This is a genomic window from Hymenobacter psychrotolerans DSM 18569 (genome assembly GCF_900142395.1).
Taxonomy (GTDB): Bacteria; Bacteroidota; Bacteroidia; order Cytophagales; family Hymenobacteraceae; genus Hymenobacter; species Hymenobacter psychrotolerans.
This window is the reverse complement of record NZ_FRAS01000012.1, coordinates 1-13,173: the sequence shown is the minus strand read 5'-3', so window position 1 is coordinate 13,173 and position 13,173 is coordinate 1. Positions and strand designations below refer to the sequence as shown.

Here is a 13,173-nt window from a genome sequence, read left to right as displayed (position 1 = left end):
ACGCGGAATTTCCCCCGTCGTCGTGTAGGTCACGCGCCGCTTTCACTTCTTCCGCCTTCGCTATGGAAACCTTCCTGCTCTACAACCGCTGGCTGCATATTGCCGCAGGCTTTCTGGGCTTTTTTGTCGCGCCGGTGGCGCTGTACGTGCGCAAAGGCGGCCCCGCGCACCGGCTATGGGGGCGGGTGTTTTTCTGGGCAATGGTGGTAGCCGGGTGCACCGCCATCCTGTCGGCCTGGGCTAATGGGCTCACGTTTCTGTTGCTGACGGGCGTTTTCAGCCTCTACCTGGCGTGGTTCGGCTACCGGTCGTTGTATCTCAAGAAGCTCAGCCAGGGCCAGCGCCCGGCATTTATCGATTGGGCAGGAGTGGGAGCCGGGCTGCTGGTGTTCGGCGGTACGCTGGCCTATGGTCTGAGAACTGGCGTCGTGCCGTCACTGGTATTCGGGGCCATTGGGCTGCTGACTACCGGCCGGCAACTCTGGTCGTATGTGCGCACCACACCGCCCGCGCCGGGCCAGTGGCTGCTGAACCACATGTCAGGCTTTGTCGGCTCCTACATTGCAGCTGTTTCCGCCTTTTCCGCCACCAGCCTGCACTTCATTCCCGGTCCCTGGAATTTCCTGTGGCCCACGCTGGTCATGGTGCCTCCCCTGGTTTGGGTGCAGAGCCGCTACAAAGCCAGATTCCGGCAGAGCCAGCGCCCCACCGACATGGTAGAAGTAAGAATCCAGCCGGAGGCCGCCTAGAAGTGCAGGCTCGCTACCGGCCCGCCAGCTGCCGATTGATGCTCTTAACCAGCCCCGGACCTTCGTACACAAAGCCGGTATACAGCTGCAGCAGCGAAGCGCCGGCCGCCAGCTTTTCCTGCGCATCGGCGGCTGAGTGTATCCCGCCCACCCCGATAATGGGCAGCATTCCTTCGCTGTGGCGGTGCAGATAGCGGATAACCTCAGTGGCCCGCTGCCGCAGCGGCCGGCCGCTCAGGCCTCCGGCCCCGAGGCTGCTCACGTGCCCGGCCGGCGTCCGGAGTCCGTCGCGGCTGATGGTTGTATTGGTGGCTACGAGGCCGCTGAGCCGGGTTTCGCGGGCAATCAGCAGAATATCGTCGAGCTGAGAGTCGGTGAGGTCGGGCGCTATCTTGAGCAGCAGCGGCCGCGGTACCGGAAGCATAGCGTTGCGTTCCTGCACCTGCTGCAGCAGCCTGATCAGCGGCTCCCGCTCCTGTAGCTGCCGCAGCCCCGGCGTATTCGGCGACGACACATTCACCACGAAATAATCGACTACCGCGTGCAGCGCCTCCACGCAGGCCACGTAGTCGTGCGCGGCCCGTTCATTGGGCGTGTCCTTGTTTTTGCCAATGTTGCCGCCAATGATAAGGCCGGCGGGCCTGGCCTGGCGCAGCCGCTCGGCGGCGGCAGAAGCGCCGTCGTTGTTGAACCCCATCCGATTGAGCAGCGCCTCATCCTGCGGGAGCCGGAACAGGCGCGGGGCCGGGTTGCCGGGCTGCGGCCGCGGCGTCACGGTTCCTATTTCCACAAATCCAAAGCCCAGCGCTGCCAACTCAGTGGTAAACTCGGCGTTCTTGTCGAGGCCGGCGGCCAGCCCCACCGGATTGCGAAACCGCAGGCCAAACACTTCCCGCTCCAGACCCGCATCCTGAAAATCGTAGAGGCCGCGCAGCAGCGCCGCAGCACCAGGCAGCCCGTGTGCCCGCCGCAAAGCATCGAATACCAGATGATGCGCGTTTTCCGGATTGAGCTGGAAGAGCAGGGGTTTGAGCAGGGCTTTGTACATAACGCACCTCGAAAGTTCTCGAGCGCAAAGCTCCTACTTATTCTGTTAGGCAAAACGGCCGTCTCATTCTTTGTGCAGGAAATTTATTTTGATTTATATATGCTTGATAAGCAGCTTAGTTGCTGTGGGAAAAGTGTATAGATGGCCTCAGGAAAGCGAAAGTGTTTGGAGAAAACGAATGCGGCTAGTACTTTTGCAATCCCTTCCGCAGAAAGCACTTTCAGCGCCACGGGAACCGATTCTGTAGCTCAGCTGGTAGAGCAATACACTTTTAATGTATGGGTCCTGGGTTCGAATCCCAGCGGGATCACCAAAACCCTCATTTGCAGCCTGCAAGTGAGGGTTTTTCTTTGCGCATTGCTGTGGTGGCTCCACTGCAAGTCTCCTGCAGTCCGGGTCAGAGAGAGTAGCTAGCCTGCCCAGCCTTCCCTGTCGAGGCTGCGGTACTGAATGGCTTCGGCCAGATGCTCGATACGGATATCGTCAGCACCGCCCAGGTCGGCAATGGTACGGGCCACCTTCAGAATACGGTCGTAGGCGCGGGCGGAGAGGCCGAGGCGCTCCATGGCCGTCTTGAGCAGCGTGCGGCCGGCATCGTTGATCTGGCAGATGTCCTTCACCATCTGCGGCGGCATCATGGCATTGGAATGGATATCGGGGAAGTCAGTGAAGCGCCGGGCCTGTACCTGCCGGGCCCCATCTACGCGCTGCTGAATCTGCTGGCTGCTCTCGGCTTTGCGCGTTTCCGTCATCTGGTCAAACGTCACGGGCGTCACTTCCACGTGCAGGTCGATGCGGTCCAGGAGCGGGCCGCTGACCTTGTTGAGGTAGCGCTGCACCACGCCCGGCCCGCACACGCATTCTTTCTCAGGGTGGTTGTAATAGCCACAGGGACAGGGGTTCATGCTCGCTATGAGCATGAAGTTGGCCGGAAAATCAATGCTGACCTTGGCCCGCGAAATCGTGACGCGGCGCTCTTCCAGCGGCTGGCGCATCACCTCCAGCACGGTGCGCTTGAATTCCGGCAATTCGTCCAGAAACAGCACTCCGTTGTGGGCCAGTGAGATTTCGCCGGGCTGTGGATTGCCGCCGCCCCCCACCAGCGCCACGTCCGAAATAGTATGGTGCGGCGCCCGAAAAGGCCGCGTGCCCAGCAGCGAGGCGTTGGCGCCCAGCTTGCCCGCCACCGAATGGATCTTGGTAGTTTCCAGCGCTTCCTGTATCGTGAGAGGCGGCAGAATAGTGGGCAGGCGCTTGGCCAACATAGTTTTGCCCGCGCCCGGTGGCCCGATCATAATGACATTATGCCCACCGGCCGCCGCAATTTCCAAGGCGCGCTTGATGTTTTCCTGGCCTTGCACATCGGCAAAATCGGCGGCGTACTGGTTGGCATCATGCTGAAAGACGTCACGCGTGTCAATTACGAGCGGCTCAATGGCGAGGCGGCCTTCAAAGAAGTCGATGGCCTCCTGCATCGTCTCGACCGGGATGATGTCGAGGTTGTTGACGATGGCGGCTTCGCGGGCGTTTTCGCGAGGCAGAATAAAACCCTTGAAACCTTCCTTACGGGCCTGAATGGCAATGGGCAGCACCCCCCGAACGGGCCGCAGGCCGCCATCCAGCGCCAGCTCGCCCATGATGATGTACTCGCCCAGCTTTTCCGTATTCAGCTGTTGGGAGCCGTGTAGAATGCCCAGCGCAATGGGCAGGTCGTAGGCGGAGCCTTCCTTGCGGATATCAGCCGGGGCCATGTTCACGACCACCTTAGTGCGCGGCATCCGGTAACCCCGGAATTTCAGGGCCGCCTCTATGCGCTGCTGGCTTTCCTTGATGGCGTTGTCGGGCAGGCCTACCACGTAAAAATTGGTACCCTGCGACACAACTACTTCAATAGTAATAGTATACGCGTTGACGCCCTGCACGGCCGAGCCGAAGGTTTTGGTAAGCATATAACGACTGAAAAGGATAGTAGAGTAGGAAACGAAGATATAGGAAATCTACTAACGAAATAAGGCCCGGACGCAGCGCCGGACCTTATTTTATTGAGCTGGAAGCGGCTACTCCGCCACCAGCTGCTCGATAAGCATAATCATGATGTGGATGGCCTTGATGTGGATTTCCTGAACCCGGTCGGCGTAGCCTTGGTGCGGGGCCCTGATTTCTGCATCGCAGAGGGCGGCCAGCTGGCCGCCATCCTTGCCGGTGAGGCCTACAACCTGCATGCCAGCGGCTTTGGCGGCTTCGGCAGCGCGCAGCACATTGGGCGAGTTGCCGCTGGTACTGATGGCCAGCAGCACGTCGCCGGGGCGGCCCAGGGCTTCCACGTAGCGGCTGAAGACGTACTCGTAGCCGAAGTCATTGGCCACGCAGCTCATATGCGACGCCTCGGTAAGGGCAATGGCACCGAGGGCCGGGCGGTTCTGGCGGTAGCGGCCGGTCAGCTCTTCGGCAAAATGCTGCGCGTCGCAGAGGCTGCCGCCGTTGCCGCAGGTCAGGATTTTGCCGTTGCCACGCAGACTGGCCGCCATAAGCCGGGCCGCCTGCTCAATGGCCGCGAGGTTGGCCGGATCAGCCAGGAAACGGTCCAGCACGGTGCGGGCTTCAGTCAGCTCCGCCCGGATGAGGTCGGTGAGGGGGGAAGTGGTAGTCACGCGGCAAAGATACGCGGGCTACACCAGCGGCGCATCGTCGCGGCGCGGGGCCGGGGGCGGCACGGGCGTCGGCGTGATGTAACCTTCCGGATGCACCGTAGTGCCGGTGCGGGGCGTGCCGGCCGCGGGGCTGCGCATTTCCAGCTGCTGGTCGTAGAGGCGAGCCTTCAGCTCGTTGATTTTGCTTTCGCGGGCCGTAATGTCGCGGCGTAGCAGGGTGCTGTCGAGGTTTTCGGTGATGAGCTGCAGGGCCAGCAGTACCGCGCCCGTAATGAAGAGGGCGTAGTAGAAGCCGGCCGCGTTGGTGCCGGTCGTGACGGCCATCAGCCCGTCGCGGGAGCCGGGACTGAGGATAAGCAACAGCGCCAGCAGGACATATAGCATCACCAGAATGGTGACCAGACGTTTCAGAACAAGCATGGAATCGGCGGAGCTAAGTGAAGAAAGCAATGGCCCCCTGTACGCGAAAAAGCGGTGGGCGGGTTAAATATAGGGTTTCTCTCATTCTGCCGGGCTTCCGCTGCTGCGCGCGCGCCGTGCCGCTGCCGATACGGGACGCCCGCCGGAAAGCCGCTGTTGCAGCTGCTGCAGCTTCTGGCGCTCAATCGGGAACAGGCCGGCCGTAGGCTGCCGGCTCAGCGAATCCAGCAGGCGGGAGGCTGCCACGGTATCGGCGGCGGTCAGGAGCGAGTCGGCGCGTAGCAGGGCGGTGTCGTAGGCCATGCTGGCGGCTATTTTGTGCTGCAGCCCGGCCTGAGCGACTGACTGCTCCGGCGGCCTGATTTTGCGCCAGGCCCACAGGCCGGCCTGCGCCAGCAGCAGCGCTACAATGAGCGTTGCTACCCAGCGGCGCGTAGAGTCAGTAGAATCAGGAGAAGTAGCCATACAGCCAAGCGGGTTAGCGCGCGGCGGCCGTATCGGCGGCCAGCACGGCAGAATCTGCTACTACCACGGGCGCGGTGCTGCCGGCCTGGCTGGCCCGGATCTGCTCCTCCAGTGCCTTACTTCGTTCCGTTAGCTGCTCCATGCGGGTGGCTGAGTCGGGCTGCTGCTCCTGCTTCCAGTACTTGTAGCCGAAGCGCAGGCCAATCATCAGCAGAGCCAGTGCCCAAAACCCTTGCGACTTAAACCACGGAACTTTGGGGGCAGGAGTAGTCATGGAATAACGTAAGCTACGGGTGAATGAGGCCTCAATAGTAGCTCTCTAACGGGACAAGCAGCTAACGGGCCGGCAAATCTGCTGTTAAGCCAGGGCGGCGTTGCTGGCCTGCATCTGGCTCAGGCGCTGGTAGAGGCCGCCGGGCTGGCGCAGCAACTCCTCGTGGGTGCCACGCTCCGCAATGCGGCCTTCGTTCAGCACAATGATTTCGTCGGCGTGCTGCACGGTGCTGAGACGGTGCGCAATTACCAGCGAGGTGCGGCTCTGCATGAGGCGGGTCAGGGCTTCCTGCACCAGCTTTTCGCTTTCCGTATCGAGGGCGGAGGTGGCTTCGTCGAGAATGAGGATGGGCGGATTGCGCAGAATGGCGCGCGCAATGCTCAGGCGCTGCCGCTGCCCGCCCGACAGCCGCCCGCCCCGGTCGCCAATCAGCGTCTGGTAGCCTTCGGGCGTGGCCATGATGAAGTCGTGGGCGTTGGCAATGCGGGCCGCTTCCATCACCTCGGCCTCGGTGGCCTGCGTGTTGAAGCGGATGTTGTTGAAGATGGTGTCGTTGAACAGAATGCTTTCCTGCGTTACGATGCCCATCTGCTCCCGCACCGAATGAATGGTGCAGTCGCGCACGTCGTGGCCGTCGATGAGGATCTGGCCGCCGGTGGGGTCGTAGAAGCGGGGCAGCAGGTCGGCCAGGGTGCTTTTGCCGGAACCGCTGGGGCCTACCAGCGCCACAGTTTTGCCCTTCTCGATAACCAGATTGATGTCCTGGAGCACCGGCACCTCGCCGTAGGCAAACTGCAGGTTGCGCAGCTCAATCTGCTGCCGGAACTCGGGGAGCAGCTTCGCGTCGGGCTTGTCGCGGATGACCGGCTCGGTGTCGATGATGCTCAGCACCCGCTCGCCGGCCACCAGCCCGCGCTGAATGTTGCCGAACGACGACGACAGCGACTTGGCCGGCGTCAGCACCTGCGAAAACATGATGATGTAGGTGATAAACGCCGCCGCCTGCAAATCGGAAGTACCGCCCAGAATGAGCGTGCCGCCGAAATACAGCAGCCCGGCCACTACCAGCACCCCGGCAAACTCGGAGAAGGGCGAGGCCAGGTCCCGGGTGTTGTCGATGCGGCGCGAGGTGCGGGCGTACAGGTCGTTCTGGTCCTCAAACTTGCCCGTGATGTACTCCTGCGCATTAAACGCCTTGATGACGCGGATGCCGCCCAGCGTTTCGTCAATCACCGACAGCATGGAGCCCAGCGTGCCCTGGCTGGTTTTGGCCTGGGTGCGCAGCCGCTTGGCCAGCGCCGCAATAATGCCGCCCGAAACCGGCAGCAACACCAGCGAAAACAGCGTGAGCTTCGTGGACATATAAAACAGCACCACGAAATAGGCCACGATGTAAAGCGGGTCGCGGATGACGCCCTGCAGCGTATTCACCACCGAAATTTCCACTTCCTGCACGTCGTTGGTGAAGCGCGACATCATGTCGCCTTTGCGGCCGGTGGAGAAGTAGCCCAGCTGCAGCTTCAGCACGCGGTGGTAGAGGTGGCGGCGCAGGTTGCGGATAACGCGCGACCGGACGCGGGCCGCAATGCGCAGGCTCAGGTAGCGGAACACGTTGCTGAAAAACACCGACGATACCAGCACCAGGCACACAAACAGCAGCGCCCCGAGCTTGCCGTGCTCCGCAATTACCTGCGCGAAGAAGTAGTTGAACGTGCCCGTGATGTAGTCGAGGGAAAGCGCGAAGGCGGGCAGCTGCTCCGGCGCCTGCAGCTTATTGGTCGTCTCAAACAGCACATTCAGCATCGGAATCACCAGGGCGAGGTTGCCAATGCCAAAGAAGATGCCCAGCACGGTGTACAGCAGGTACAGCGGCAGGAAGTCGGCGTAGGGCCGGGCGTATTGTAGAATGCGGAGGTAGGTCTTCATGGGTAGCCGCAAAGGTAGCGCATTCAGCCAGCCGCTACGGAAGCCCGCTTCATGAGCCTGGATAGCCTACCCGGCCTTGAAAACTGAAACTACCTCAATCTGGCCGATGATGTGGCGGTTGAATTCTGCCAGCTCCTCGGCCGGTACCCACAGCTCGTTGTGCCCGGGCAGCCCCACGTTCTGCACCGGGAATGTATCGGCATAATCGGCGTCTATGGCAAAGCGCAGCACGTAGCCTACGCCGTAGTAGGGCACGTTCCAGTTGCGGGCAATGCGGGCGGCGTGGTCCTCATGCAGCACCGGATAGAAGATGGGCTGCTCCGGTAAGCGCGGCGGAAACCGCAGCCACCCCGACGCCGCAATCAAATCCAGCTCCTGCTGATTGACGGGCCGGTACAACAGCAACGCTTCGGGCTCGTGGCGCATGGGTAATGGTAGGGGAGATAAAACGATACACAGGAACGTCATGCTGAGCGAAGCCGAAGCATCTCGCGTGCTGACGCTGGATTACTATTCTTGCGTCAGCACGCGAGATTCCTCGGCTTCGCTCGGAATGACGTTCTGGATTGTGGCTCGGCTTATAACTCGTGCAGGCGCTGGGCGATGTTCCAGCGCAGACCCACCGAGGCCAGGGCGCTGGTGCCGGCGGTGGCGTAGGAAACCGGCTGGTCGAGGGTGCGGTGGCGCACAATCAGCTTACCATCAAGCCAGAGGTTGTGCGCCGCCTGCCAGCTGGCCGTGAAGTCGCCGTGAAACAGGTAGGAGGTAGCCCCGTCGCCGACGCGGAAATCGTACTGCCGGATCTGGCCGTCGGGGCCGAGGGGGCGGTTGGTATAGGGCAAATTGGGGTTGGAGCCGTAGTTTTCCCCGGCCGGGTCGAGGCCCTGCTTCACGTAGAAGCCCTTGGCCACCACGTTCAGGCGAGGCAGCGGCTGGTAGCTCACAATGCCAATCAGCTCCCAGAGGTTGGCGCCCATCGGGTGAGCCAGCGGCTGCTGGTAGTGCTGGTAGTTGCGGTACTTGTCTTCGTGCTGGTAGAGGTAGGGGCGGATGTAGTTGAACTCGCCCTGCACATCGAGGGTGCGGATGCCGGCCACGTTCACGTATTTGGCGCCCAGCTGCACGCCCTGCTTGTTGGCCCACCAGCCGTTGCCGCTCCGGATCTGGCTCAGCACAAACTCGTCCAGAATCACCTGCCCGTACAGCTGCACCCGCTGCCTGATGTTCCACTTGAAATCCAGGCCCAGCAGTGCGTTGTCCTCGGAGCCGATGCCCTGCTCCACGGCGCGGTAGAAGATGATGGGATTGAGATACTGCAGCTCGAAGCCGCGGCGGCGGGGGCGCACCACCTGCTGCTGCCGGCCGCCCTGCGTCACGAGTATCGTGTCTACGGTGCTGGAGTAGCCGCTGTACACCACGCTTTCAAACACGCCCACGTTCAGGTTGGGCAGCACATCGAAGCTGAGGTGGTGCATGGCCAGATACTTCCGCTCGTAGGAGGCATCCACGTTGGGCGCATCGGACACCAGCTGCGCAAACAGGTTCTGGTAGTTGAACTTCCAGATGCGCGTGTTCAGCTTCAGAAACAGGTAAGGCGCCGAGTAATCCGACAAAATCAGGCTGCGGTAGCCGTTGCCAATCTGGTTCCGGTCGTGGCCCAGCTGGATGTTGACGTGGCGGCCGGCCGCATACGTGAGGTAGCCCCGCGCCGACAGAAAATCGTACTGGCCGGGCGTGTTCTTAAACGGTTTCCAGAAGCCCTCGTGCGGCACGGCCAGGTCCCGCCCAATGCGCTGCTCGATGTACTCGGGCACGGCCATCTGGTTGTCGGCCAGGAAGGTGTAGAAGCCCAGTCGCTTATCGATGGTGCCTTCCAGCTGCACGCCGCGCGTGTTCAGAAACGCGTAGCTCTTCGAGCCGTCGGAGTTGCCCAGGCTCAAACCCAGTACCGGATTCACGCGCAGCGTAAAGTCGGGCGTCGAAACGCTGTAGAGGTCCGACTTGCGCTTGTAGAAATGCTTCACTATCGGCTGGGCGCGCTGGTTGGGGGCCGTGGCGCGGGAAGAGTAGTTCCAGTTGTCGCGCAGCAGATACTCGGCGTTGAACCGGTCCTCCGCCGACAGATTCGCGCTATCGGCCAGCATCCGCTCGGCCAGCCGGGCCACGGCGGCGCGCGGGTAGGGCCGAACTGAGGTGTGCAGCTGATAGATGGAATCGGTGCCGTAGAGGATGGCGTATCGGTCAATCAGGCGGTACACGTCGGCATCGAGCGGCACCATAGTGGTGCCCTGCGTATAGTCCGGCGAAATGGCCGGCTCGCCGGATTCAGGCGCAGGCGGCGGCACCGGCCCGTCGAATTTCAGCGACATGCTCTGCCCGAAAGCAGTGCTACCTAGCAACGCACTCAGCGCCAGCGGGAGGAGAATTTTTTTCATAAGGATAAGGCCGCATACGCAAAACCAGCGGCAGGGTCGCAAACCTACGCAGTTGGCGCAACACTCGCCCTTCCGGGCTCGCCCCGGTCCGCTGGAGCCAGCCGTCCGACCGGTCGCCGCCCGCGCCGCCCAAACGACACCGTGCCTACGTCAGCACGAAGCCACCCGGTCGGACGGCTACCGCCGTCGGATCGGGTGGCTGCCGCCCCCCAAGCCCCGCCCCACCCGGAACAGTCCCTGTTATGCCCGAAATCTGCCCTACTGCCCCCAAACAGTCTGTGTCATGCCCGAAGCACCTAAATAGCTAGTGGAAACGGCTTCGGGACCTACGGAAACGGTTTCTGGAGCTAGCGGCGCGGCTTCGGGAGCGGCCAGAAGAGCTTCGGGTGCCAGGGGCGGGACTTCGGGTGGGGCAGCAGCCGGTTCGGGAGGTAGGGCGGCGGCTCCGGGTGCTACAGAGGAGAGTTTGGGGGCGGCGGGCGGCGCTGCCGGGCCGGAATATGCGTCCTGCACTGCCGTCCCCGTACCTTTAGCCCATGTTATTGCTGCTGCTCCGTCATCATCAACTTGATCTGGCTGCCTGGGATGCCTGCGTGGCGCAGGCCCGGCAGGTGGTGCCCTACGCGCAAAGCTGGTGGCTGGCCGCCACGGCCGGCCGCTGGGATGCCGTGGTGGAGCCCGGTGCGCCGGGCGAGTACCGGGCGGTGCTGCCGCTGCCCGTGCAGCGCCGGCCCTGGGGCCGCGAGGTGCAGCAGCCGCCGTTCACGCAGCAGCTGGGCCTGCTGACCACGGCCGCTAGCCGCCACACCGAACTGCTGGATTTTCTGGTGCTGCCGCGCCGCCGCTACGCCCGCCTCTATCTGCAGCTGCACACCGGGCAGGAGCTGGCCGCCGCGCCGGCTGGGTACGGACTGGCCGCGCGGATTACTTACCAGCTGCCACTGGCCCCCAGCTACGCCACCCTGCACGCCGGTTTTGCGGCCGACTACCGCCGCCGCCTGCGCCTGAATGCCCAGGCAGCCGTACCGCTCAGGGTGGAGCCGCTGACTTCCCTGGATGAGTTGCTGGCGCTGTTCCGGCAGCACAGCGGCGAGGCGGCCGGCCTCAAAGACAAGCATTACGAGCAGCTGCGCAACTTATATGCCGCGCTGGAGCAGCATGGGCAGGCGCTGCCGCTGGAAGTGCGCCAGCCCGAAACCGGCGAGCTGCTGGCTGGGGCGCTATTTGTGTTGTTCCGCACCAGGCTGATTTATCTGTTCGCGGCAGCCTCACCGGCGGGCAAAAAAGCCGGGGCCCCGTTGCTGCTCCTCGACCACGCTATCCGGCAGCACGCGGGCACGGTGGGGCTGGTTCTCGACTTCGAAGGCGGGATGATACCGTCTATTGCCCGTTTTTTTGCCAATTTCGGGGCCACGCCCGTACCCTACGCGGCCCTTTCCTTCACCCAACGCCCCTGGTTTCTGCAATGGATGCGCTGACTTCCTCCTCCACTACCTCTGCCGCCGCTCCCGAAAGCCGCGTGCAGGTTGTATGCGCCGAGCCTTCGGTAGCCAACCACTTCCTCGCCGAGCTGCGCGACGTAGATGTGCAGCGCGACTCGCTGCGCTTCCGCCGCAACCTGCAGCGCCTCGGCGAAATCATTGCCTACCGCATCAGCTCCCAACTCAGCTACGTGGAAAAAACGGTGAAAACGCCGCTGGGTGAATCGCGGAGCCTGCATCTGCACGATTTTCCGGTGCTGGCGACGGTGTTGCGTGCCGGCCTCCCGTTTCACCAGGGCTTTCTCAACTACTTCGACCAGTCGCCGAGTGCGTTTGTGGCCGCCTACCGCATCGAGGGCACGTCGCAGGTGCAGGTGCAGGTCGATTATCTGTCGGCCCCGAGCCTGGATGAGCGGGTGCTGATTCTGGTGGACCCGATGCTGGCCTCCGGCAAATCCCTGGTGCAGACCTACCGGGCCATGCTGCGCTTCGGGATGCCGCGGCAGGTGCACATTGCCGCCGTTATTGCCTCGCCGGAAGGTGTGGCCCACGTTACGCGCGAAATTCCGGAAGCCACGCTCTGGGTGGCCGCCATCGACGAAAAGCTCAACGAGCAGGCCTACATCGTGCCCGGCCTCGGCGACGCCGGCGACCTGTCGTACGGGAGTAAGCTGTAGCACCCGCACCTCGGTTTGGAACGCATTTAAGTGGGCCAGCCTTATCTGAGCATCTGGCTGGCCGCTGGGTTTTCGTAATTTTAGGCACCACCCTGTTGCCGTTTCCACCCCCGCTGTTGTCAATCGTGCTGCCTCAACTCCTCAAATACGCGTCTGTCTTTCTGCTGGGCATGTTCAAGTTCGTGGCCGCGCCCATTGCCGGCATAGCGGCCGGGCTGCCGATGGGCCTGATCTGGGTGCTGTCGGTGGCGGGTATGATGACGACCGTGCTGCTGATTTCGAGCGTGGGCAAGATGTGGGCGCTGCACCAGCGCCGCAAGCGTGAGGAAAAAGGCAAACCGTTGTTCAGCCGCAAGAGCCGTCGTATTGTGGGCATTTTCCGGCGTTTCGGCATGGCCGGCATTGCCTTCCTGACCCCGATTCTGTTCAGCCCCATCGGAGGAGCTGTTATTGCTACGCAGTTGCACGTGCCGCGCTGGCGCATTGTGGTGCACATGCTCTGGAGTGCTGCCTTCTGGGGCGCCGCCTTCACGCTGCTGGCCGTCAAGTTCAGCCACTTGCCCATCTTCGACCATTATCGGTAATGAAGTGAATGGTGATGAGGTAAATAGTGAATGGTAAAAAGTGACAGGTGACAAGTAATGACGTGGACCTTGTGTCCTTTCACTGCCTGTCACCTGTCACCTGTCACTTTTTAACCCAAGTTGCGGTCTATGCGCCTAGTTGAGCGAGGGTGTGGGTGAAGATGAACAGCAGCAGTTTGAGGGCGAATCCCTGCGCTGTCACGGCATGAATAGACTTGGGGAACTGCTCGGTAATCTGGCGGATGGTCGTTTCGATGCCTTTGCGAAAGTGCTGAATCAGAAAGTTTTGCCACGGCTCATGGGCTCGTTTGCTGTTCTTGCGACGGTCTACCGTTAGCGCCACCTGCTCGGCTTCGAACCAGGCCTCTTCCAGCGCGTAGTCGGTGTAGGCGGCATCGGCATACAAGACGCTGCCTTCCGGCACTTGCGGATCCAGTGCTTTGAGCCCGGTGATATCGGCCTC

At 62.2% G+C, this 13,173-nt stretch carries 13 protein-coding genes, 1 tRNA gene and 1 pseudogene; 5 read left to right on the top strand and 10 right to left on the bottom strand.

Translation table 11 applies throughout. From position 1 onward, the window contains the following. Positions 1-62 precede the first annotated feature (62 nt). Positions 63-749, top strand: a complete 687-nt coding sequence (locus tag BUE15_RS11825; protein WP_073285037.1) for a DUF2306 domain-containing protein — start codon at positions 63-65, stop codon at positions 747-749. Positions 750-762: 13 nt separating this feature from the next. Here BUE15_RS11825 and BUE15_RS11820 read toward each other — a convergent pair whose 3' ends face one another. Then, the gene (locus BUE15_RS11820) at positions 763-1,797 is read right to left on the bottom strand and encodes a quinone-dependent dihydroorotate dehydrogenase (RefSeq protein ID WP_073285035.1); all 1,035 of its coding nucleotides are present in this window, start codon (positions 1,795-1,797) and stop codon (positions 763-765) included. 237 nt (positions 1,798-2,034) lie between these two features. Between BUE15_RS11820 and BUE15_RS11815 the strand changes: the two genes are divergently transcribed. Further along, a tRNA-Lys gene (locus BUE15_RS11815) sits at positions 2,035-2,110 on the top strand. A gap of 97 nt (positions 2,111-2,207) precedes the next feature. On the opposite strand, the gene BUE15_RS11810 is transcribed toward BUE15_RS11815, so the two are convergent. From BUE15_RS11810 to BUE15_RS11775, 8 genes are all read right to left on the bottom strand, one after another. Next, positions 2,208-3,746, bottom strand: a complete 1,539-nt coding sequence (locus BUE15_RS11810; protein WP_073285032.1) for a YifB family Mg chelatase-like AAA ATPase — start codon at positions 3,744-3,746, stop codon at positions 2,208-2,210. Between the two features lie 108 nt (positions 3,747-3,854). Next, a complete protein-coding gene (gene lpcA, locus BUE15_RS11805; protein ID WP_073285029.1) occupies positions 3,855-4,448 on the bottom strand; it encodes a D-sedoheptulose 7-phosphate isomerase in 594 nt (197 codons plus the stop codon). A gap of 18 nt (positions 4,449-4,466) precedes the next feature. Then, a complete protein-coding gene (locus tag BUE15_RS11800) occupies positions 4,467-4,868 on the bottom strand; it encodes a hypothetical protein (protein ID WP_073285026.1) in 402 nt (133 codons plus the stop codon). 81 nt (positions 4,869-4,949) lie between these two features. Further along, positions 4,950-5,333, bottom strand: coding sequence for a hypothetical protein (locus tag BUE15_RS11795; RefSeq protein WP_073285024.1), 384 nt, complete (start codon positions 5,331-5,333; stop codon positions 4,950-4,952). Between the two features lie 13 nt (positions 5,334-5,346). After that, positions 5,347-5,607 (bottom strand): hypothetical protein, encoded by a 261-nt coding sequence (locus BUE15_RS11790; protein ID WP_139252245.1) that lies wholly within the window; start codon positions 5,605-5,607, stop codon positions 5,347-5,349. Between the two features lie 84 nt (positions 5,608-5,691). Further along, a complete protein-coding gene (locus BUE15_RS11785; RefSeq protein ID WP_073285018.1) occupies positions 5,692-7,533 on the bottom strand; it encodes an ABC transporter ATP-binding protein in 1,842 nt (613 codons plus the stop codon). 66 nt (positions 7,534-7,599) lie between these two features. Then, complete coding sequence (locus tag BUE15_RS11780; RefSeq protein WP_073285015.1) at positions 7,600-7,959, bottom strand: hypothetical protein; 360 nt, start codon at positions 7,957-7,959, stop codon at positions 7,600-7,602. A 152-nt stretch (positions 7,960-8,111) separates the two neighbouring features. Next, positions 8,112-9,968 (bottom strand): hypothetical protein, encoded by a 1,857-nt coding sequence (locus tag BUE15_RS11775; RefSeq protein ID WP_084549001.1) that lies wholly within the window; start codon positions 9,966-9,968, stop codon positions 8,112-8,114. Between the two features lie 536 nt (positions 9,969-10,504). Between BUE15_RS11775 and BUE15_RS11770 the strand changes: the two genes are divergently transcribed. The 3 genes from BUE15_RS11770 to BUE15_RS11760 all read left to right on the top strand — a co-directional run bounded on the left by BUE15_RS11770 (position 10,505) and on the right by BUE15_RS11760 (position 12,710). Next, positions 10,505-11,446 (top strand): GNAT family N-acetyltransferase, encoded by a 942-nt coding sequence (locus tag BUE15_RS11770; RefSeq protein ID WP_139252244.1) that lies wholly within the window; start codon positions 10,505-10,507, stop codon positions 11,444-11,446. Then, complete coding sequence (upp, locus tag BUE15_RS11765) at positions 11,434-12,126, top strand: uracil phosphoribosyltransferase (protein ID WP_084549000.1); 693 nt, start codon at positions 11,434-11,436, stop codon at positions 12,124-12,126. Before BUE15_RS11770 ends, upp begins: the two co-directional genes overlap by 13 nt. 125 nt (positions 12,127-12,251) lie before the next feature. Then, positions 12,252-12,710 (top strand): hypothetical protein, encoded by a 459-nt coding sequence (locus BUE15_RS11760; protein WP_139252243.1) that lies wholly within the window; start codon positions 12,252-12,254, stop codon positions 12,708-12,710. Between the two features lie 127 nt (positions 12,711-12,837). Here the strand turns inward: BUE15_RS11760 and BUE15_RS21960 are convergent. After that, positions 12,838-13,173, bottom strand: a pseudogene (locus BUE15_RS21960) (IS982 family transposase); the annotation flags it as partial.